Genomic DNA, 19,516 nt, shown 5'->3' on the forward strand with positions numbered 1-19,516 from the left:
CACACGAACTCCGAATTCGGAACGCTCCCACGCAACAGGGTGAAACGGTTTTTCCGGTACAGGCCGGAGCCGTTTCAGGCCCATCTCCGAATGCGACGGAGCTGTGGCAATGATTACGGGAAGCCTAGCATAAGCAGCCCGAAAAGTCAGCAATCACCCCAGGACGAGGTCGTCGCGATGCACCATCTCGTCCCGGCCGCGATAGCCCAGCACGGCTTCGATCTCCGCGCTGCGCCGGCCGGCGATGGCGCGGGCGTCGGGGGCACCATAGGCCGACAGGCCGCGCCCGACCGTGCGCCCGTCCGGCCCCTGGATCAGCACCAGATCGCCACGTTCGAACTCGCCTTCCACCCCGCGCACGCCGGCCGGTAGCAGCGACCCGCCCTTCAGCAAGGCAGCCACGGCGCCGGCATCCAGGGCCAGGGTGCCCAGCGGCTTCAGCGCACCGGCGATCCAGCGCTTGCGGGCGGTGCGCGGTTCAGCACTGGGCACGAACCAGGTGGCCAGCGCCCCGCCCTGCTCCACCGGCTGGGCCAGTGCGCCCAGCGGATTGTCGCGCTTGCCCATGGCGATGGCCATGCGGCAGCCGGCGGCCAGCGCGATGCGCCCGGCCACGATCTTGGTGACCATGCCGCCGCTGCTGTATCCCGGCGGCGGTTCGCCGGCCATGCCCACGATCTCCGGCGTGATCTCCTGCACGATGGGGATGTGCCTGGCTTCCGGGTCCTTGCGCGGGTCGGCGGTATAGAGCCCGTCGATATCCGACAGCAGCACCAGCGTGTCGGCGCTGATCATCTGCGCCACGCGGGCGGCCAGCCGGTCATTGTCGCCGAAGCGGATTTCCGCCGTGGCCACCGTGTCATTCTCGTTGATGACGGGGACGGCCCCCAGCTTCAGCAGGGTTTCGATGGTGGCGCGGCCGTTCAGGTGGCGGCGGCGATCCTCGGTATCATCGAGCGTCAGCAGCACCTGGGCGACCGTGATGCCGTGGCGGGCCAGCGTCTCCTGGTACGCGTGCGCCAGGCGGATCTGGCCGGTGGCGGCGGCGGCCTGCTTCTCCTCCAGCCGCAGCGGACGGCCGACCAGGCCCAGATGCTCGCGCCCGCAGGCGACGGCGCCCGACGTGACGATCACCACCTCCACGCCGCGGGCCCGCAATGCCGCGACATCGTCGGCCACAGAATCCAGCCAATCGGTGCGGATGCGGTGGGTGGCGGCATCGACCATCAGCGCCGACCCGATCTTCACGATCAGCCGCCGCGCCGAACCCAGATCCTGCGAACCCACACCCATGGCACCCATCCCGGCAATATCCAGACCCCGCTTATGCTTTTCGGCAAGCGTCGGGGTCAATGCACGAAGGAATATTGCCGACATGCGTGGATGGTGGGTTACCGGGGAGAGAGGTTGGCAATTGCCTCGCGCAGCAGTGCCAACTCATCGCGCTGCTGCCGCAGCATGGCTTCCAGCTCATCGGTACGCAGCCGATCCAGCTTCTCATGCAGCGCCATGATCTCCAGTTCGGCCTTCAGGTTGATCTCGTAATCCATCTCAGCCTGGGCGCGGTCCTTCGCGGCCTGGCGGTTCTGCGACATCATGATGATGGGGGCCTGCACCGCCGCCAGGGTGGACAGCATCAGGTTCAGCAGGATGAACGGATACGGGTCCCAGGCGAAGCCCCAGAAAGCCGCGTTCAGCACCATCCAAACGGCCATGACCAGTGCGAAACCGATCACGAAGCTCCAGGACCCGCCCACCGCCGCCACCTTGTCGGCCAGCCGGTCGCCCAGCGTCATCGACGCCTCATAGTCGGAATGGCCGTTGCGGGTGATGGCGCGGCGATGGGCAATGCGCGACAGCACGCGACGTTCCCGTTCCGTCAGGGCGCCATCACCCTGGGACAGGAGCTGTTCGGCCAGCTGGCGGATTTCGTTGTTCATGGCCGTATCCTCGGGTTGAGACTACCCCTCCGCCTCGCCACCGCCGCCGGCCGACCATTCCTTGATGCGGGCCAGGTGGGCATAGTCGGTATATTTGGGTGCCCAGGCGGGGCGCGGCTGGCTGTGATAGGGCATGTCGGGATCGTCGAACTGGTGGATCAGGTCCAGCAGCCCTTCACGCGCTTCCAGCGCCAGTGCCGCCGGGTCCTCCTTCAGCACCCGGATGGTGCCGGCGGGATCGCCGCCCGACAGGCGCCAGTATTCCAGCCCGTCGACGCGGGCACCCTTCACATGCTCGAACCCGCCCTGGGCGGCGATCAGCGCTTCCAGCGGCAATTGCGGCGCCTTGCCCAGCTTCACTTCCTTGTCGCCGGGTGGCGTGCCGGTCTTGTAATCGATCAGCACCAGCCCGCCCGTGGGCGTGCGGTCGATGCGGTCGGCCTTGGCGGTCAGGATGAAGTCGCCGGCGGGACCGGCCAGGGTGATGCGCCCCGACACCTCGGTGACCAGGGGGCGGATGGTGCGGCGGCGCTCCGCCTCCTGCGCCACGAACCAGGCGGCCACCTTTTCAAAGCGAGGCCACCAGAAGGCGGCCACGCCCGGCTGGTCCAGCAGGTCGCCAAAGGCGCCGCGGCCGATGGACAGCAGTTCGGCCAACGGGTCGGGCGGCAGGGTATCAGGATATTGCCTGACGAAGGCATCCAGCGCCTTGTGGATGATGTCGCCGCGTTCCGCCGCCCCCGGATCGGCATCGATCGGGTCCAGGGCCGACAGGTCCAGCACCTTGGCGGCATAGATGGCGTAGGGATCGCGCATCCAGGTTTCGATCTGGGTCACCGACAGGCGGCGGGGGCGGGCGGAAACCGGCGGCTTCGGTGCCGGGGCCGGACAGGGGCGGACACGGGCCGGCCGGTCCAGCGCCTGCCACAGGCCGCGCCAATATCCGGCATTGCCCTCGATCCGGCCGCGCAGGCCGGCCTTGTCCAGCACCGTGTCCAAGCGCAGCAGCCAGCGCGACGGCACGGTGGGTGTGCCCTCCACCCGTTCCGACCGGGTCAGGTACAGGGTCTTGGCGCCGCAGGATGTGGCGAAGTCATGGGCCGCCTGCCCCACCATGCGCTCCGGCGCCGGCAGGCCGAAATCGCGGCGCATGGGGCGCGACATCCAGGGGTCGGGCGGCGGGGCCGGCGGCCAGGTGCCCTCGTTCAATCCGGCCAGGACCATGACGTCGAACTGCTGCAGCCGCGCCTCCATCAGGCCCAGCACATGCAGGCGCGGATGCAGGCCGAAGGCCGAGCGCACGGCACGGCCGGCGATCAGCACCTCCATCAGGCCGGCATAATCCTTGCCGCCCAGGGGGGGGTAGCCCTCGGCGGCCTCGCGCAGCTCATCGATGAAGCTGGCCGCGGCCTCCCCATCCTTGTCACGCCACAGACGGTCGGCACCCGCCTCGCCTTCCAAGGCAGCCAGGGCTTCGGCGGCCCCGACATGCAGGCGCAGCCAGTCGGACAGCGGGCGTTCCTCTCCATCCGCGACAGCGGCGGCCAGTTCGCCCATCGCCGCCTCCAGCCGGTCAACGACCAGCAGCAGGTCGTCGCGGATGGCGTCGTTGCGCAGGCGGCGGCGCTTGTCGGCGGCATCGGACGCGATGAAGCGGATGGCCTGGCGCAGACCCTCCAGACCGGCGGCGGGACGGGGGCCCCGCAGGATGGCGGTTTCCAGCAGACGGGCCTGACGCCGCAGCTGCCCCGCCGGCCAGCCGGCCCCGGCCATCGGGTGCTTCAGCAGCGACAGAAGCGGGATGGGGGCGCCCTGCACCGCCGTATCCATGATCAGGCGCAGATACGACCCCACCGGCGTCTGGGCCAGGGGGCGGCCGGCGCTGTCATCCACCCGGATATCCCAGCGGCGCAGTTCGGTGGCTACGCGGCGGGCCAGATTGCGGTCGGGCGTGACCAGGGCCGCCGTCTGTTCCGGCATCTCCAGGGCCTGACGCAGGATCAGGGCGATCACGCCCGCCTCTTCCTGCGGGGTGGCGGCATCGATGCGGGTCAGGCCGGTGAGCGCCGACGGGTCCAGGTCGCCCAGGTCGCGCCAGGCCTCCGTCGTGCCGGCGGGCCGCAGGGCCTCGGCGATCAGCGCCGTGCGGGCGGGCGGGCAGGACGGGGCGACACCAGCGGCCAGCGGCCAGTCCGCCACGTCCGCCCGCGACACGCCGATCCGGTCGATCAACTGCTTCAGGCCGAATTGCGGATGGGCATCATCCAGCGCGTCCCAGGTGGCCTCGTCGCAGTTCCGGTCAAGGCCGGGCAGAACGACGGAGCCGGTGGGCAGCCGCGCGATGGTGGACAGCAGTTCCGCCGTGGCGGGGATGGAACCGGTGGAGCCGGCGGCGATGATCGGGTATTTGGGCGGGGCGGCCCGCAACGCCTCGGCATAGGCCAGCAGGCGGTTGTTGCGCTCCTGCGCCGGGTCCACCGCCCCCTCGGCCGCCAGGATAACCGGCCATTGTTCGACGATGATCGACAGGAAGGTCAGGGTGACCTGCCAATGCTCGGCATAATCGGCGGGCACCAGGCTGTGCAGCCGCTCGAACCCCACCATCTCCGTCTGCGTCTGATCCAGCAGCTTGGCCAGTTCGCGGGCCAGCCGGGCCGCCTGCGCCCGGGTCTTGGCGAAACGGTCGCCGGCCGCCGCGATGGCGCGGGCCAGCAGCAATTGCCGGCGCAAGGGGCCGATGGCGGGGGGCAGGTCCAGGCCGCCGGCCTTGCCCGTCACCCCGTCCATCATCAAGGACACCTCGTCCCCGTCGACATCGCCCAGCGGCGCCATGCGCGGCAGCAGCACGGGCCGCCCGCCCGACAGGCGCAGGAACGCCTCCCGCAAGGACCGCACTGCGCGTGCCGTGGGCAGCAGCACCGTGAACCGGTTTAGCGCCAGCGCATCCCCGCCTGCCTGTTCCCACAATCCCGCCGCCAGCGCATCCACGAAGGGCAGGTTGGGGGCCAGCGTGAAGACGCTGGCAGGGTGGGCGGTCGGCCCATCCATCAGGGCACGACCTCGCGGCTGGCGGGGGCCGCCAGATGCGCATCGACCTGCGGCACGGCGGCCGGCGTACCGACATGGTACCAGTTGCCCTCGTGCCGCACGCCATAGAGCCGGCCCGCTGCCTCCGCCCGCCGCCAGATCAGCAGGTTGGAGAAGGCGCCCGTGGGCGTGTCGGCGAACTGTGCCGCGCTCATGATCGACACGCCGGCCATGACGAAGGGCGACACCTCCATATCGGGCCTTGTGGACAGGCGGCCATCCGGGTCCATCTGGTAATCGCCGCGCCCGTCATAGCCGATGGCTGTGGCCGTGGGCGTGACCAGCAGCAAACTGTCCATCCGGTCGGGGTTCCAGGCGGCGGCCAGACGCTTCAGCGCCGGCACCGGACCGTCCAGCCAGACGATGTCGGCATTGACTACGAAGAACGGCTCGTCACCCAGCAGGGACAGGGCATGCTTGACGCCGCCGCCGGTTTCCAGCTGCGCCGCTTCGCGCGACAGGGTCAGTTTCAGCTTCCGGCGCGGATTGGCATCCAGGTGCGCCGCGATCTTGTCGCCCAGCCAATGGGCATTGATCACGGCCTCTTCCACGCCCGCCGCCTCCAGACGGTCCAGCGCATGGTCCAGCAGAGTGCGGCCGCCCACGGAAATCAGCGGCTTGGGCGTCTCCAACGTGATCGGGCGCATGCGCAGGCCCAGTCCGGCCGCCAGCACCATCGCCCGCTTGGGCATGAAGGACATCTTACTCACTCCAATTCGACTTAACGCCCAAGAATATGGGCCACGGCCCCATCACTGGGCAAATGCTGATCCATGAAACTTTGTAACGGGGACAGCAGCGGATGGGCGATCGACGCCTGGAACTGGCCCCAGACGCGGTGCAGGAAGGCCAGCTGCCTGGCCTTGCCCCCGCCCGCCGCCAGCTGTGCCACGCGGCCCAGGATACGGGCATGGCGCATGGCGCCCATCACGGCATATGACGCCAGGAACGCGTCGCGCGACAGGCCGGGACGGGCATCCAGATAGCGGTCGATCATCGCGGCCTGGATGGTATCCGGCACGTCTCTCCGCGCATCCTGCAGCAGCGACAGGAGGTCGTAACTGACGGGGCCGATGCCGCCATCCTGCACATCCAGCAACCCGCAGGCGCGCACGCCGGGCCGGGTGGGCAGGGCCATCAGGTTGCCGGGATGGTAATCGCGCAACAGCAGACTGTCCGGGACAAGGCCCTGCACCTGGTTCAGGACGGTGACCCAGGTCTCATCCAGCGCCTGCCGCCCGGCCGCACTCAGAGGCTGGCCGGCGGCATCGAGATAGGCGTCACCGAACAGGGCCACCTGTCTGGTGAACAGGCCCAGGTCATAGCGCTGCACATCCGGGGCGGACGCATTGTCGAACCGGTTATGCAGGTGGGACAGGACGTCAGTGGCCACGGCATAGAGCGGCCAGGGATCATCGCCGCGTTCCAGCAAGGCGGCGAAACTGTCATCGCCGAAATCCTCCAGCAGCAGCAGGCCCTGGGCGGGGTCTTCGGCGAAGATCTCCGGCGCCGACAGGGCCACGTCGCGCAGCAGGGCGCACATGCGCAGGAAGGGTGGGACCTGCACCGCCCCGTCGCCGGCCGCATCCATCAGGATGGCGCGGGTGCCGTCGGGTCGGGTCAGCCGCTCATACCGCCTTGTGGACCAGTCGGCCCCCATGGAGATACGGGTCGCATCGGCCCAACCGGCCTGGTCCAGGAAGGTACGGATCACATCATCACGCATCTAATCAAAACCCTTCCAACCGAAGCGCCCAGGCACCATGCCCGGTCAGCACCGCACGCCGTGCCGTCGGCCCGTCCAGGGTCAGTTCCACATCCAGCCGATCGCGCGGCATCAGCGACCCCAGCCGTTCCGGCCATTCCACCAGGGCGCAGCTCTCCCGTGCCTCCTCCCACCCCAGTTCCACCACCTCTCCCGGATCGGTCAGGCGGTAAAGGTCGAAATGCCAGAGGGGCGGGGACAGGTGGTCGTAGGTCTGGACCAGGGTGAAGGTGGGGCTCGGCACCTCCTCCGCCGGATCACCGGCCAGATGGCGGATGATGGCACGGGCCAGCGCGGTCTTGCCCGCACCCAGGTCCCCGCGCAGGGTCACCACGTCGCCGGCGCGCAGATGCGGGGCGATGCGGGTGGCGAGTGCCGCCGTCGCGGCCTCGTCGGGAAGGGAAAGGGTGAGCGTCATGCGGGTGGGCTTTCCAGGATCATGGTGCCAGACTCCGACAAAAAGGCCCCGCACTGCAATAGGCGACGCAATCACACCCTTGCCATCCGTCCCGAAACGCGGCACCAAACCCCACCCGTCACGATGTCCGCCCGTTGGGAGCGTTGATCCATGTCGACCGAGACCGTCCATTCCACCGATGTCGTCATCATCGGCGCTGGGCCCGTGGGCCTGTTCGCCGTGTTCGAATGCGGCATGCTGAAGCTGCGCACCCATGTGGTGGACGCGCTGGACATGGTGGGCGGGCAGTGCGCGGCGTTGTATCCGGAAAAGCCGATCTATGACATCCCGGCCCATCCCGCCATCGACGGCGCCGACCTGATCGACAAGCTGGCCGAACAGGCCGCCCCGTTCAGCCCCACCTATCATCTGGGCCAGCAGGTCACGACGCTGACCAGGACCGATGGCGGCTGGCGCGTGGGCACCGACAAGGGCACGGTCATCGACGCCAAGGCGGTGATCATCGCCGCCGGCGTGGGCGCCTTCGGCCCCAACAAGCCGCCGCTGGAAGGGCTGGAGACCTATGAGGGCACGGGCGTCTTCTATCTGGTCAAGCGCCGCCAGGATTTCGCCGGCAAGCGCATCGTCATTGCCGGCGGCGGCGACAGTGCCGTGGACTGGGCCAACAGCCTGGCCGAGGTCGCGGCCCATGTCATGCTGATCCATCGCCGGCCGAAATTCCGTGCCGCCCCCGAAAGCGTGTCCCGCCTGGATGCCCTGGTGAAGGAGGGCAAGGTGGAAATGGTGGTGCCGTATCAGCTGTCCGGCCTGGAAGGCACGGGCGGCAAGCTGACCGGCGTGCGCGTCGCCGATCTGGACGACAAGGAGAAGGTGCTGGAGGCCGACGTGCTGCTGCCCTTCTTCGGGCTGGCCATGAATCTCGGCCCCATCGCCGATTGGGGCCTGGACATGGAGAAGGGCCATATCCTGGCCGATCAGCGCACGCTGGCCACGTCGGCGCCGGGCATCTATGCCATCGGCGACATCGCCCATTATCCGGGCAAGCTGAAGCTGATCCTGTGCGGGTTCAGTGAGGCAGCCATGGCCGCCCACGCCGTGCATGGCCTGATCCATCCCGACCAGCCCATGCATTTCGAATATTCGACGACGAAGGGTGTACCGGGGAACTGATGCGCCCTTGGGCGCGTCAGAGCGGTTTCCGGGTGACCGGAAACCGCCCCGGCGGCGACCGTCGCCGCGCCGCACGTGCGGCGTGAAGCCAAGCCGCGGATGCGGCGCCGGCGATTGAGGAAACGAAAACTAGAGCATGTTTCCGGTGACCGGAAACATGCTCTAACCCCGGTACTTACCCAGTTCCATCTTGCCGATCTGGTTGCGATGCACCTCGTCCGGGCCGTCGGCCAGACGCAGGGTGCGGGCATTGGCATAGGCCCAGGCCAGGGGGAAATCGTCACAGACGCCGCCGCCGCCATGGGCCTGGATGGCCATGTCGATGATTTGGCAGGCGACGTTGGGGGCCACCACCTTGATCATGGCGATCTGGGCCTTGGCCACCTTGTTGCCCACCGTATCCATCATGTACGCGGCCTGCAGGGTCAGCAGGCGGGCCTGATCGATGGAAATGCGGGCATCGGCAATGCGCTCCAGCCAGATGCTTTGCGCGGCGATCGGCTTGCCGAAGGCCACACGGCTGGACAGGCGCTTGCACATCAGTTCCAGGGCGCGTTCCGACGCGCCGATCAGGCGCATGCAATGATGGATCCGGCCGGGGCCCAGACGGCCCTGGGCGATCTCGAACCCGCGACCCTCACCCAGCAGCAGGTTGGATGCGGGCACGCGCACATTCTCGAACAGCACCTCGGAATGGCCGTGCGGCGCGTCGTCATAGCCGAAGACGGGCAGGGGGCGCTTCACCGTGACGCCGGGCGTGTCGGTGGGCACCAGGATCATGGATTGCTGGCGGTGGCGATCCTCCCCGTCCGGGTCGGTCTTGCCCATGACGATCATGATCTTGCAGCGCGTGTCACTGGCACCGCTGATCCACCATTTGCGGCCATTGATCACGTAATCGTCGCCGTCGCGGATGATGCGGGTGGCGATGTTGGTGGCGTCGCTTGAGGCCACGGCCGGTTCCGTCATGGCGAAGGCGGAGCGGATTTCGCCATTCAACAATGGCTTCAGCCAGCGCTCCTTGTGCTCGTCCGTGCCATAGCGGACCAGCACTTCCATATTGCCGGTGTCGGGGGCGGAGCAGTTGAACACCTCCGGCGCCCAATGGCTGCGCCCCATGATCTCGCACAGCGGCGCATATTCCAGGTTGGTCAGGCCGGCACCCAGGTCCGAATCCGGCAGGAACAGGTTCCACAGGCCGGCCTGCCGGGCCTTCGCCTTCAGGTCTTCCAGCAGGGGCACGGGCTTCCACCGGGTCGGGCCTTCCGCCACCTGGGCGTAAAGGGCGGCCTCGTTGGGATAGACATGGGCGTCCATGAAGGCGATGACCCGCTCATACAGGTCGCGGGCGCGGGGGGACATCTCGAAGATGGCGGTCATGGCGGGGGCTTTCCGGGTTCGATTTCGTTGGTCGGGGTGAGCAATCGCGAACCCCGACAGGCGACGGTGCGGGATGATGCCGGGGTTTGCGATCGCTCACCCCGACCTACATCAAAATCCCTTCTTCCCGTCGGCCACCAGCCGCGCCAGCAACGGCGCCGGTTCCCAATAGGCGCCGTCGGCATCGCCCGCCTTCACGGCATCGGCGTGATAGCGGGTGATATCGGCCAGGACATTGTCCAGCCCGGCCAGTTCCGCGAACTTCATCGGACCGCCGCGCCAGGCGGGGAAGCCGTAGCCGTAGATATAGACGATGTCGATATCGCCGGCCCGCAGCGCCATCCCTTCCTCCAGGATCTTCGCACCCTCGTTGACCAGCGTGTAGATCAGGCGCTTGGCGATTTCCTCGTTGCCGATGGCGCGCGGCATCACGCCCTTCTCCGCACGATAGGCGTCGATGACGGCGGTGATCTCCGGATCGGGCAGGGGGGTGCGGTTGCCCGGCTCGTACCGGTACCAGCCGCGGCCGTTCTTCTGGCCTTTGCGCGCCGGGTCGATGCGGTCGGACAAGGGCGTGCCATAGATCAGGCCGGCGGCCACGCGGCGGGCGCGGATGAAGCCCATCACGTCCAGCCCGGCCAGATCGCCCATGGCGAACGGCCCCATGGCCAGGCCGAACTCCAGGGCCGCCTTGTCCACCTGTTCCACCGACGCGCCCTCGATCACCAGGCGCTGCGCCTCGGTGGCGTAATACTGGACCATGCGGTTGCCGACAAATCCGTCGCAGTTGCCGACCAGGACGCTGACCTTGCCGATCTGCTTGCCCACGGCCATGGCGGTGGCGATGACATCCGGCGCCGTGTCCTTGCCGCGCACCACCTCCAGCAGCTTCATCACATTGGCCGGGCTGAAGAAATGCATGCCGATGACATCGGCCGGGCGCTTGGTATGGGCGGCGATGGCGTCCAGGTCCAGGGTGGAGGTGTTGGATGCCAGGATGGCGCCCGGCTTCGCCACCTCGTCCAGCCGGCGGAAGACCTTGGCCTTCACATCCGCATCCTCGAACACCGCCTCGACGATCAGGTCGGCATCGGCCAGATCGGCATAATCGGTGGTGGGCGTGATAAGCGACAGGCGCTTGTCCATGTCCGCCTGGGCCAGCTTGCCCTTGGCGACGGTGCCCGCATAATTCTTGGCGATAACGCCGATGCCGCGATCCAGGGCCGCCTGATCCAGGTCCAGCAGGCGCACGGGGATGCCGGCATTGACGAAGTTCATGGCGATGCCGCCACCCATGGTGCCGCTGCCCAGCACGGCGACCTGCGCGATCTTGCGCGGGGTGACGCTGGGCGGCACATCGGGGATCTTGGAGATCGCACGCTCGGCGAAGAACACATGGATCAGGGCCTTGGCCTGATCATGCGCCATGCATTGGAAGAACAGTTCCCGCTCGCGCTTCAGCCCCGCATCGAAGGGCAGGGTGAAGGCGGCTTCCACGGCGTCCACACAGCGCTGTGGCGCGAACTGGCCACGGGCGAATTTGGCCAGGGAGGCGCGCGCCTCCTCAAAGACCGGGCTGCCCTTGTCGGCGACCAGATTCTCTTCCCGGTCGCGGGTGCGCTTGTGCGGGCCGGCGGGCAGGGTGGCGGCGAAGGAAATCGCTACGGCAAGCGGGTCCGTGCCCTCGCCCACATGGTCCAGGATGCCCAGGGCCAGCCCCTTGGATGCCGGCAGGAAGACGCCGGTGGTGATCAGGTCGATGGCGGTCTTCGCCCCCACCAGCCGCGACAGGCGCTGCGTGCCGCCACCGCCGGGCAGGATGCCCAGCTTCACTTCCGGCAAACCCACCTGCGCCTTGGGCACGGCCACGCGGTAATGGCAGGACAAAGCCACTTCCAGTCCGCCGCCCAGGGCCGTGCCATGGATGGCGGCGATCACCGGCTTTGGCCCCGATTCGATCAGGTCGTTGACGTCGTTCAGGTCGGGTTCACCCATGCCGCCGGTCAGGAATTCGGCGATGTCGGCCCCGGCGATGAAAGTGCGCCCGGCACCCACGATGACCAGCGACGTCACGGCGGCATCGTTGAAACCTTCCGTCACCTTGTCCCACAGGCCCTGGCGCACGGCCTGGGACAGGGCGTTGACGGGCGGGCTGTCCACGGTGACGACACCGACCGCGCCCTGGCGGTCGTAACGGACAGGCTGCTGGCTCATCTGGCGTTCCCTCTCTGCCGGCACCGATGGTGCTGGGATTGTCGTTGGACCCATGCTAGTTTCAAACAAGTGTTTAAGTCAATGCATGCCGATCCCTCCAGGTTACGTCACGTCACCCATGTGATTTTATGGTGTTACAGGAAGGTTGGCGGCGATGCATCGCATCGATAAAGTATGAACGGCCGTTTGATACGGTCGCGCAAAATACCCCGGCAAGGGGTGGTTCAGGGCAGCAGCAGGGACAAAACGGGATGAAGGCAGGGGCCGATCCGGCCGCCGACACGGAAGTGGTGGGCGGGCGCCAGGATACCAAGGAAGTGATCCTGGACGCGGCGGAGCGATTGTTCGCCGAAAAAAGCTATTCCGCCGTGTCGCTGCGCGAGCTGACGCAGGCGGCGGGCGTCAATCTGGCGGCGGTGAATTATCATTTCGGGTCGAAGGACGCGCTGCTGATCGCTGTGTTCCGGCGCGGCGCCATGGAACTGAACCGCGCCCGCGCCCGCCTGCTGCGCGAGGCGGAGGAAAAGGCCAATGGCGGCACCCCGCCGGTGCGGGAGATCGTGGCGGCCCTGGTGCTGCCGGCCATCCGCTATTCCTTCACCTCCACCCGCCTGGCGCTCTACAACCAGTTCGTGGCGTTCGCGCGCGGCGACGGCCCGGCGGAAGCGCGGGAGATGCTGGACAAGGAGGTCGGGCATCTGCAGCGCTTCGCCCTGTCGCTGGCCCGCGCCCTGCCGCACCTGCCGCAGAACGAGGTCTATTGGCGGCTGCATTTCGCCATGGGCGTGCAGCATTCGCTCTATACGGACATGAAGCGGCTGGAAACCCTGTCGGGCGGGCTCTGCCAGCTGGACGATCTGGATGGGGTGGCCGCCCGTGTCATCGATTATGTGACGGCGGGGTTGGAAGCGCCTTATCCCGCGAAGGGATGAATACCGGCCGGGTACATATCCCCGGCCGGTTGCACATCACAGCAGCGGCGCCGTCGCCTGCTCCAGCCAGGCCAGGTCGTCACCCGACACCAGCGGCGACAATTCGGCCCTCACCCGCGCATGATAGGCGTTCAGCCAGTCCCGCTCCTCACCCGTCAGCAGGGCGGGATCGATCATGCGGCGGTCGATGGGGCAGACGGTCAGCGTCTCGAAGCCCAGCATGGGCCGTTCCGCACCGGCAATGGCCACCGGTACCACCAGCTCCAGGTTCTCCATGCGCAGCCCGTAGGAGCCTGCCAGATAATAACCCGGCTCGTTCGACAGGATCATGCCGGGCAGCAGGGTGACGGCGTTCAGCTGCTTGCCGATGCGCTGCGGTCCCTCATGCACCGACAGGTAGGATCCGATGCCATGGCCGGTGCCATGGTCGTAATCCAGCCCCTGCTGCCACAGGAACTGCCGGGCCAGCGTGTCCAGCTGGCTGCCGGCGGTGCCGGCGGGGAAACGGGCACGGTTCAGCGCGATATGGCCTTTCAGCACCAGGGTGAAATGCCGGCGCGCCTGCGGCCCGACATCGCCGACCGCGAGCGTGCGGGTGATGTCGGTGGTGCCGTCCAGATACTGCCCGCCACTATCCAGCAGGAAGACGCTGTTATTCTCGATGCGGCGATTGGTGGCCTCCGTCGCGCGGTAATGCACGATGGCACCGTTGGGGCCGGCCCCGCTGATCGTCTCGAAGCTGGGGCCACGGAAATCGGCCGCCCCCTGGCGGGCCTTGTGCAGCTTCGCCACCACGGTCAGCTCGTCCAGCTGGCCCTTGGGTGCCTCCCCATCGAACCAGCGCAGGAACCGCACCAGGGCGGCCCCGTCGCGGCGATGGGCGGCCTTCGCCCCCTCGATCTCCGTCTGGTTCTTCACCGCCTTGGGCAGCACGCAGGGATCGCCGCCCTGGTCCAGCTTCGCCCCCGCTTTGGACAGGCGCTCCACCACCCACAGGGCGGCGGTGCCGCCATCCAGGCGGACCTTGGCGCCCTCGGCCCCCAGCTTGTCCAGCGCGGCGGCCAGTTCATCGGGCGCGCGGATGGCGACCTGATTGCCCAGATGCTCCTCCAGGCCCGGCGCCAGCTTGCGGCGGTCGACGAACCAGTCGACATTGCCGTCGGCGCGGATGGTGGCGAAGGACAAAGGCAGCGGCGTGCAGGGCACGTCGGCCCCACGCACATTCAGCAGCCAGGCGATGCTGTCCGGCTGGGTCAGGACGGTGGCATCGGCCTTCAGCTTGGAAAGCGCCTCGGCAATATCACCACGCTTGTCGCTGGCCGAGCGGCCGGCGGCGGACAGGGGCTGGATATTGACCACGCCCAGCGGGGCGGGCGGCTGGTCGGTCCAGACCGCATCGACGGGGCTGCCATCGGTGGCCACCAGTTCCACGCCGGCGGGCGTCAGGCTGGCGCGCATCTTGTCGGCCCAGCCACCGGTATGCATCCAGGGATCGAAGCCCAGCCTGGCACCGGCGGGCAGGTTCGCCGCCGCCCAGTCGCCGTGGAACTCCTCGATCAGATGGTGATAGCTGAACAGCGAGGGCGAGACCTCCTGGCGCACCTGGATCGTGTAGCGGCCATCGGCGAAAACGGCAGCCTTGTCCAGCAGCACGACAACGGCACCGGCCGACGCGGTGAAACCGCTGATCCAGGCCAGGCGGCTGCCGCGCAGGGGCACATATTCGCCCTGATATTCATCGGCGCGCGGAATGACGAACCCGTCCAGCCCGCGGCGCTTCAGTTCGGCGCGCAAGGCGGCCAGCCTTGCGGCATGATCGCCCCTGGCGGGGTCGGCCGGGCGGTCGATGGTGGCGCGCAGGGCGTTCAGCTGTTCCGATGTGGCATCCGACCGGCGGGTGGAGATTAAGTCCAGCCAGGCATCGGGCAACTCGCCATCGGGCGCGGCATTCACGCCTGCGATCAAGTCACGGATGGCGGCGACGGACCGGTCGATCCCGTCGGCACGCAGAAGATCGCCCAGGGTGGCGTCGCCCTGGTAGGGAACAGTATGGAGGCTGACAGACACTTTATGGCTCCCGCGAGCTTTATTGGTGCCGCCACGCTAGTGCGCTGGGGACGGGGGCGCAAGGGGTGGGCGGAAGGGCGGCCGGCATTGGACGACCCATTCAGGTGAGTAGAATGGCGCGACCCTTCAATCAAAGCGTACAATTCTGGCGCGAGCCATCTCTTGCCGCCAGAATTGGCGCCAAATCCGCTTCATGATGGTGTGGACAGGTTGAGGGTGAAGGCTATGGCGACGGATGGTGCGGGTGATTGGCCGGCATGGATACAAGCGATCGGATCGGTTGCAGGTATTGCCATTGCGGTTGCAGTTCCCGCTTATCAGACATGGACGGCTCAGACGCGCGAAAGGCAAGAGAGGCGTAGTAAGGCTCTTGCGCTAGCGATGATGCTTTCGCCAAACGTTGAGTCGCTTCATCAAGGTTTAGAACAGGTTGCCTTATACGCGGACGAAGCGTTCGGAGCCGATGATACGATTGCGGTTAACGATTTGACTGGATCATTGACTGGGTCACGCGGCATCACCCTCAACAATTGGGAAGATGATATCAGGGCAATTCGGGAACGGCTTGCACAGCTCCCTGTGTTTGAAGAGCTTCTTGCCCAGCAACTCGCCGCGCTTTACGGCGGGGCTATGGATTACCAACTGACCATCCGGCGTTTCAAACTGGAAAGCGGTGGTGATGCGACCCGACGTGTTGCCAGAGCCCAACTTGATGTTCGACCCCTTCTCGAAATTGCCCGCGAGGTAAATTTCCAAATGAAGATGTTGCGTTTAAATGCAGCCACGTTCCCACTTGGGGACCGTAGAATTTTCAAACGTCGGCGATGACGTCATGCGGATCGGGAAAGGCTGGTGCCGGCTGTCAGGATTGAACTGACGACCTACCGCTTACAAGGCGGTTGCTCTACCACTGAGCTAAGCCGGCATGCCCGGAGGGCGTTTCGCCGGAGAGGGTAACCCTCCGGCGAACGGGCGGCGACATTAGCGCCGCCGCGCGACCTCGTAAAGGGCCACGGCGGCGGCCGTGGACACATTCAGGCTGCCGACCGGGCCGCCCGTGGGCAGCTTGACGATCTCGTCGGCGCGTTCCCCCGTCAGGCGGCGGATACCGTCGCCTTCCGACCCCAGGATCAGGGCCGTGCGGCCCGACAGGTCCACCTCATGCAGGTGGCGGGCACCCGATTCGGCCAGCGCGACGGTCCAGAAGCTGGCGGCCTTCAGCTGGTCGATGGCGCGGGCCAGGTTGGTGACGCGCACCAGCGGCACCGCCTCCACCGCGCCAGAGGCCGTCTTGGCCAGGGTGCCGGTGACGGGCGGGGCGTGACGGTCTTGCACGATCAGGGCCTTGGCGCCGAAGGCGGAGGCCGAACGCAACACGGCGCCGACATTGTGCGGGTCGGTCACCTGATCCAGCACGACCACCAGGGCCAACGGATCATCGGCGGCGGCGTCGATGATATCCTCGATCTCCACCTCCGGCAGCGGCGCGCAGGACAGGGCCACGCCCTGGTGCACGGAACCGGGCGGCAGCAGCTTCTCGATCTCGTCCTTTTCCACCAGACGCGGCTCAGGCCGGTCCAGCTCCGCCACCGACGCCTTGTCGAACGCCTCTTCCAGGGCTTCCAGCCCGGATTCGGTGACGAACAGATCGCGGATCTTGCGGCGCGGGTTGATCCAGGCGGCCGATACCGCATGCACGCCGTACAGCAAATTATGCTTGTTCAGCGCCGGGCCGGTGCTGGCACGCAGCGGCGGGGCTGATTCGAGCCCGAGTTCCTCCGCCGCACTCATCGGACGGCGGCGTTCCCCCTGATCCTCGCCACGCGGCGGGCGGTTGGACGGGCGGCGGTCGCCACGATCACCATAGGCGGGACGGTCGCCACCAGGGCGGCTTTCACGCCGGAACTCACCACGGCCTTCCCCGCGGAACTCTCCCCGACCTTCGCCCCGGTACTCCCCGCGACCTTCGCCGCGTTGGGGCCGGTCGGAACGCCGGTCATCGCCGGCGCGTGCCGGACGTTCGCTGCGCCCCCCTTCCGTGCGCGGGCCGCGCGGGCCCTCGCCCGACGCGCCACTGCGCGCCGGCTTGCCATAACCCGACTTGGCCGGGCCGGCCTTGGCGTAACCGGGCTTGCCCGGACGGCTGCCGGCGCGCGCATCGTCGCCGCCGGTACGGTTGGAACCACGTCCGCCGGAACGGGAAGCGCCGCCACTGCTGGCGCCGCCCTTGCCGGGACGATCTGACTTGGAGGAGGGGGGTCGGTTTCTCATGGAGCCCACTTTCGTTCAAACCCAGCATTTCCGCCAGTGGATAGAAAGAATGAACACGCATGTCAGAATGGCGTTGACAGGTCCGATTTAATCCTTATAACCCGGGCTCCGTTCAGGCCGCTGGCCGGGAACGGCACCGCGGAAGGGTGGCCGAGTGGTTAAAGGCAGCAGACTGTAAATCTGCCCGCATAGCGTACGCTGGTTCGAATCCAGCCCCTTCCACCAGTTCAGGCGCGCCTCAGAATATGGGGCGCGCCGTTCTGCTTGTGGTGACGTTGTCGTGAAGCGGGCGAAACGCACCGTGCGGGTGTAGCTCAATGGTAGAGCAGAAGCCTTCCAAGCTTACGACGAGGGTTCGATTCCCTTCACCCGCTCCATACCGAACCTCTTCCACGACCCGGCGTCTACTATAGATCGCAGCAGGCAAGGGCACAGGATACCATGGCTAAGGCAAAGTTTGAGCGGAACAAGCCGCACTGCAACATCGGCACGATCGGTCACGTTGACCATGGCAAGACGTCGCTGACGGCCGCCATCACGAAGGTGCTGGCGGAAAAGGGCGGCGCGACCTTCACGGCCTACGACCAGATCGACAAGGCGCCGGAAGAGAAGGCCCGCGGTATCACGATCTCGACCGCTCACGTCGAGTACGAGACCGACAACCGCCACTATGCCCACGTCGACTGCCCCGGCCACGCCGATTATGTGAAGAACATGATCACGGGTGCCGCGCAGATGGACGGCGCGATCCTGGTGTGCTCGGCCGCCGACGGCCCGATGCCGCAGACGCGCGAGCACATCCTGCTGGCCCGTCAGGTCGGCGTGCCGGCCCTGGTGGTGTTCCTGAACAAGATGGACCTGGCCGATCCGGACCTGGTGGAGCTGGTGGAGCTGGAGTTGCGCGAGCTGCTGACCAGCTATGGCTTCCCCGGCGACGACATTCCGATCGTCCCCGGCTCCGCCGTTTGCGCCCTGAACGACACGCAGCCGAACATCGGCCGCGAAGCCGTTCTGAAGCTGATGGCCGAGGTCGACCGCTACATCCCGCAGCCCGACCGTCCGGTGGACAAGCCGTTCCTGATGCCGATCGAAGACGTGTTCTCGATCTCGGGCCGTGGCACCGTGGTGACGGGCCGCGTCGAGAAGGGCATCGTCAAGGTCGGTGAGGAAGTCGAGATCGTCGGCCTGAAGGCCACGGTGAAGACGACCGTCACGGGCGTTGAAATGTTCCGCAAGCTGCTGGACCAGGGCCAGGCCGGCGACAACATTGGCGCGCTGCTGCGCGGCACGAAGCGTGAGGACGTCGAGCGCGGCCAGGTTCTGGCCAAGCCGGGCTCGATCAACCCGCACACGGACTTCGAGGCCGAGACCTACATCCTGACCAAGGAAGAGGGCGGCCGTCACACCCCGTTCTTCGCCAACTACCGTCCGCAGTTCTACTTCCGCACGACGGACGTGACCGGCTCGGTGACCCTGCCGGAAGGCACGGAGATGGTGATGCCGGGCGACAATATCCGCTTCGCCGTCAAGCTGATCGCCCCGATCGCCATGGATGAAGGCCTGCGCTTCGCCATCCGCGAAGGCGGCCGCACCGTCGGCGCCGGCGTCGTGTCGAAGATCGTCAAGTAAGTCCGTATCGCCCGAAAGGGTGGATGGATGGGGAGGGGCCGCTGGAAACAGCGGCCCTTTTCCTTTTTATGGAAGGGCTTGGCCGGCGACGGTGAGGCTTTCCGGGAATGCGGGGCGTGCAATGATCCCCTGCAACGCGTATCGATGATCGGTGCAAACTGGTTGTTGCGTTGCGGGCGCGATTGCGCTATCAACCCGCACTCCCCGGGACCGCTCGGGGCGACGGTGATGTTTTGTCATCGACGCCGCAATCGGTTCCGAGGTGTAGGAGTGTAGCTCAACTGGTAGAGCACCGGTCTCCAAAACCGGGGGTTGGGGGTTCGAGCCCCTCCACTCCTGCCATCCCCTTAAAAGGATGGCCCCCTGCCGAAGTCCGGCTCCAGCCGGTGCCAGTGCCAGGGTGACGAAACGGTATGTGCATTCAGGAATGATGGCCAACGCCAACATGGCAAAAACCAATCCCGCAGAATTCTTGCGCGAGGTGCGCCGTGAGGTCGCCAAGGTCACGTGGCCGACGCGGAAGGAGACTCTCGTCTCCACCGGCATGGTCTTCGTGATGGTGATCCTGGCTTCCATCTTCTTCCTGACGGTGGACCAGATCCTTGGATTCGGCATCCGCCTCATTCTCGGTATCGGGGGCTGA

Annotated in this window: 15 protein-coding genes and 4 tRNA genes; 8 read left to right on the forward strand and 11 right to left on the reverse strand. The window is 67.0% G+C overall.

What is annotated here, in order from left to right; all coding sequences use genetic code 11:
- Window positions 1–153: 153 nt before the first annotated feature.
- The 6 genes from proB to tsaE all read right to left on the reverse strand — a co-directional run bounded on the left by proB (window position 154) and on the right by tsaE (window position 7,210).
- Window positions 154–1,293 (reverse strand): glutamate 5-kinase, encoded by a 1,140-nt coding sequence (gene proB / locus ACM9HJ_RS19130; protein WP_416573360.1) that lies wholly within the window; start codon window positions 1,291–1,293, stop codon window positions 154–156.
- Between the two features lie 98 nt (window positions 1,294–1,391).
- On the reverse strand, window positions 1,392–1,940 hold the full coding sequence (locus ACM9HJ_RS19135) for a DUF1003 domain-containing protein (protein ID WP_416573361.1): 549 nt from the start codon (window positions 1,938–1,940) through the stop codon (window positions 1,392–1,394).
- Window positions 1,941–1,961: 21 nt separating this feature from the next.
- Window positions 1,962–4,988 carry a double-strand break repair protein AddB gene (gene addB / locus ACM9HJ_RS19140; RefSeq protein WP_416573362.1) on the reverse strand — a complete coding sequence of 1,009 codons (3,027 nt, stop codon included), beginning with the start codon at window positions 4,986–4,988 and terminating at the stop codon, window positions 1,962–1,964.
- Window positions 4,988–5,728, reverse strand: a complete 741-nt coding sequence (locus ACM9HJ_RS19145) for a nucleotidyltransferase family protein (protein WP_416573363.1) — start codon at window positions 5,726–5,728, stop codon at window positions 4,988–4,990. Before ACM9HJ_RS19145 ends, addB begins: the two co-directional genes overlap by 1 nt.
- 20 nt (window positions 5,729–5,748) lie before the next feature.
- Window positions 5,749–6,753 carry an aminoglycoside phosphotransferase family protein gene (locus ACM9HJ_RS19150; RefSeq protein ID WP_416573364.1) on the reverse strand — a complete coding sequence of 335 codons (1,005 nt, stop codon included), beginning with the start codon at window positions 6,751–6,753 and terminating at the stop codon, window positions 5,749–5,751.
- A 4-nt stretch (window positions 6,754–6,757) separates the two neighbouring features.
- Window positions 6,758–7,210, reverse strand: a complete 453-nt coding sequence (gene tsaE / locus ACM9HJ_RS19155) for a tRNA (adenosine(37)-N6)-threonylcarbamoyltransferase complex ATPase subunit type 1 TsaE (protein WP_416573365.1) — start codon at window positions 7,208–7,210, stop codon at window positions 6,758–6,760.
- A 150-nt stretch (window positions 7,211–7,360) separates the two neighbouring features.
- Here tsaE and ACM9HJ_RS19160 point away from each other — a divergent pair, with 150 nt between their 5' ends.
- Complete coding sequence (locus tag ACM9HJ_RS19160; RefSeq protein ID WP_416573366.1) at window positions 7,361–8,380, forward strand: NAD(P)/FAD-dependent oxidoreductase; 1,020 nt, start codon at window positions 7,361–7,363, stop codon at window positions 8,378–8,380.
- A 162-nt stretch (window positions 8,381–8,542) separates the two neighbouring features.
- Here the strand turns inward: ACM9HJ_RS19160 and ACM9HJ_RS19165 are convergent, their stop codons facing one another.
- Together ACM9HJ_RS19165 and ACM9HJ_RS19170 are read right to left on the reverse strand one after the other, a co-directional pair.
- A complete protein-coding gene (locus ACM9HJ_RS19165; protein WP_416573367.1) occupies window positions 8,543–9,760 on the reverse strand; it encodes an acyl-CoA dehydrogenase family protein in 1,218 nt (405 codons plus the stop codon).
- Between the two features lie 111 nt (window positions 9,761–9,871).
- Window positions 9,872–11,974 carry a 3-hydroxyacyl-CoA dehydrogenase NAD-binding domain-containing protein gene (locus ACM9HJ_RS19170; RefSeq protein WP_416573368.1) on the reverse strand — a complete coding sequence of 701 codons (2,103 nt, stop codon included), beginning with the start codon at window positions 11,972–11,974 and terminating at the stop codon, window positions 9,872–9,874.
- A gap of 251 nt (window positions 11,975–12,225) precedes the next feature.
- Between ACM9HJ_RS19170 and ACM9HJ_RS19175 the strand changes: the two genes are divergently transcribed.
- Window positions 12,226–12,906, forward strand: a complete 681-nt coding sequence (locus tag ACM9HJ_RS19175) for a TetR/AcrR family transcriptional regulator (RefSeq protein ID WP_416573369.1) — start codon at window positions 12,226–12,228, stop codon at window positions 12,904–12,906.
- Window positions 12,907–12,942: 36 nt separating this feature from the next.
- On the opposite strand, the gene ACM9HJ_RS19180 is transcribed toward ACM9HJ_RS19175, so the two are convergent.
- Window positions 12,943–14,973 (reverse strand): aminopeptidase P family protein, encoded by a 2,031-nt coding sequence (locus ACM9HJ_RS19180; RefSeq protein WP_416573370.1) that lies wholly within the window; start codon window positions 14,971–14,973, stop codon window positions 12,943–12,945.
- A 225-nt stretch (window positions 14,974–15,198) separates the two neighbouring features.
- Here ACM9HJ_RS19180 and ACM9HJ_RS19185 point away from each other — a divergent pair, with 225 nt between their 5' ends.
- On the forward strand, window positions 15,199–15,801 hold the full coding sequence (locus ACM9HJ_RS19185; RefSeq protein WP_416573371.1) for a hypothetical protein: 603 nt from the start codon (window positions 15,199–15,201) through the stop codon (window positions 15,799–15,801).
- A 22-nt stretch (window positions 15,802–15,823) separates the two neighbouring features.
- Here ACM9HJ_RS19185 and ACM9HJ_RS19190 read toward each other — a convergent pair.
- Together ACM9HJ_RS19190 and rlmB are read right to left on the reverse strand one after the other, a co-directional pair.
- Window positions 15,824–15,898, reverse strand: a tRNA-Thr gene (locus tag ACM9HJ_RS19190).
- Window positions 15,899–15,954: 56 nt separating this feature from the next.
- A complete protein-coding gene (rlmB, locus tag ACM9HJ_RS19195) occupies window positions 15,955–17,244 on the reverse strand; it encodes a 23S rRNA (guanosine(2251)-2'-O)-methyltransferase RlmB (protein ID WP_416573372.1) in 1,290 nt (429 codons plus the stop codon).
- Window positions 17,245–17,384: 140 nt separating this feature from the next.
- Between rlmB and ACM9HJ_RS19200 the strand changes: the two genes are divergently transcribed.
- From ACM9HJ_RS19200 to secE, 5 genes are all read left to right on the forward strand, one after another.
- Window positions 17,385–17,469, forward strand: a tRNA-Tyr gene (locus ACM9HJ_RS19200).
- A gap of 78 nt (window positions 17,470–17,547) precedes the next feature.
- Window positions 17,548–17,621 (forward strand) — tRNA-Gly (locus ACM9HJ_RS19205).
- Between the two features lie 64 nt (window positions 17,622–17,685).
- Window positions 17,686–18,873 carry an elongation factor Tu gene (gene tuf, locus ACM9HJ_RS19210; RefSeq protein ID WP_416573373.1) on the forward strand — a complete coding sequence of 396 codons (1,188 nt, stop codon included), beginning with the start codon at window positions 17,686–17,688 and terminating at the stop codon, window positions 18,871–18,873.
- 266 nt (window positions 18,874–19,139) lie between these two features.
- Window positions 19,140–19,215: transfer RNA gene (locus tag ACM9HJ_RS19215), tRNA-Trp, on the forward strand.
- 85 nt (window positions 19,216–19,300) lie between these two features.
- Window positions 19,301–19,516 carry a preprotein translocase subunit SecE gene (gene secE / locus ACM9HJ_RS19220; protein WP_416573374.1) on the forward strand — a complete coding sequence of 72 codons (216 nt, stop codon included), beginning with the start codon at window positions 19,301–19,303 and terminating at the stop codon, window positions 19,514–19,516.

The organism is Niveispirillum sp. KHB5.9 (assembly GCF_048066115.1).
GTDB lineage: Bacteria > Pseudomonadota > Alphaproteobacteria > Azospirillales > Azospirillaceae > Niveispirillum.

Coding starts and splice junctions, on each gene's coding strand:
- proB (WP_416573360.1), bottom strand. CDS start 1,293: ATGGGTGTGGGTTCGCAGGATCTGGGTTCGGCGCGGCGGCTGATCGTG.
- ACM9HJ_RS19135 (WP_416573361.1), bottom strand. CDS start 1,940: ATGAACAACGAAATCCGCCAGCTGGCCGAACAGCTCCTGTCCCAGGGT.
- addB (WP_416573362.1), bottom strand. CDS start 4,988: ATGGATGGGCCGACCGCCCACCCTGCCAGCGTCTTCACGCTGGCCCCC.
- ACM9HJ_RS19145 (WP_416573363.1), bottom strand. CDS start 5,728: ATGTCCTTCATGCCCAAGCGGGCGATGGTGCTGGCGGCCGGACTGGGC.
- ACM9HJ_RS19150 (WP_416573364.1), bottom strand. CDS start 6,753: ATGCGTGATGATGTGATCCGTACCTTCCTGGACCAGGCCGGTTGGGCC.
- tsaE (WP_416573365.1), bottom strand. CDS start 7,210: ATGACGCTCACCCTTTCCCTTCCCGACGAGGCCGCGACGGCGGCACTC.
- ACM9HJ_RS19160 (WP_416573366.1), top strand. CDS start 7,361: ATGTCGACCGAGACCGTCCATTCCACCGATGTCGTCATCATCGGCGCT.
- ACM9HJ_RS19165 (WP_416573367.1), bottom strand. CDS start 9,760: ATGACCGCCATCTTCGAGATGTCCCCCCGCGCCCGCGACCTGTATGAG.
- ACM9HJ_RS19170 (WP_416573368.1), bottom strand. CDS start 11,974: ATGAGCCAGCAGCCTGTCCGTTACGACCGCCAGGGCGCGGTCGGTGTC.
- ACM9HJ_RS19175 (WP_416573369.1), top strand. CDS start 12,226: ATGAAGGCAGGGGCCGATCCGGCCGCCGACACGGAAGTGGTGGGCGGG.
- ACM9HJ_RS19185 (WP_416573371.1), top strand. CDS start 15,199: ATGGCGACGGATGGTGCGGGTGATTGGCCGGCATGGATACAAGCGATC.
- rlmB (WP_416573372.1), bottom strand. CDS start 17,244: ATGAGAAACCGACCCCCCTCCTCCAAGTCAGATCGTCCCGGCAAGGGC.
- tuf (WP_416573373.1), top strand. CDS start 17,686: ATGGCTAAGGCAAAGTTTGAGCGGAACAAGCCGCACTGCAACATCGGC.
- secE (WP_416573374.1), top strand. CDS start 19,301: ATGATGGCCAACGCCAACATGGCAAAAACCAATCCCGCAGAATTCTTG.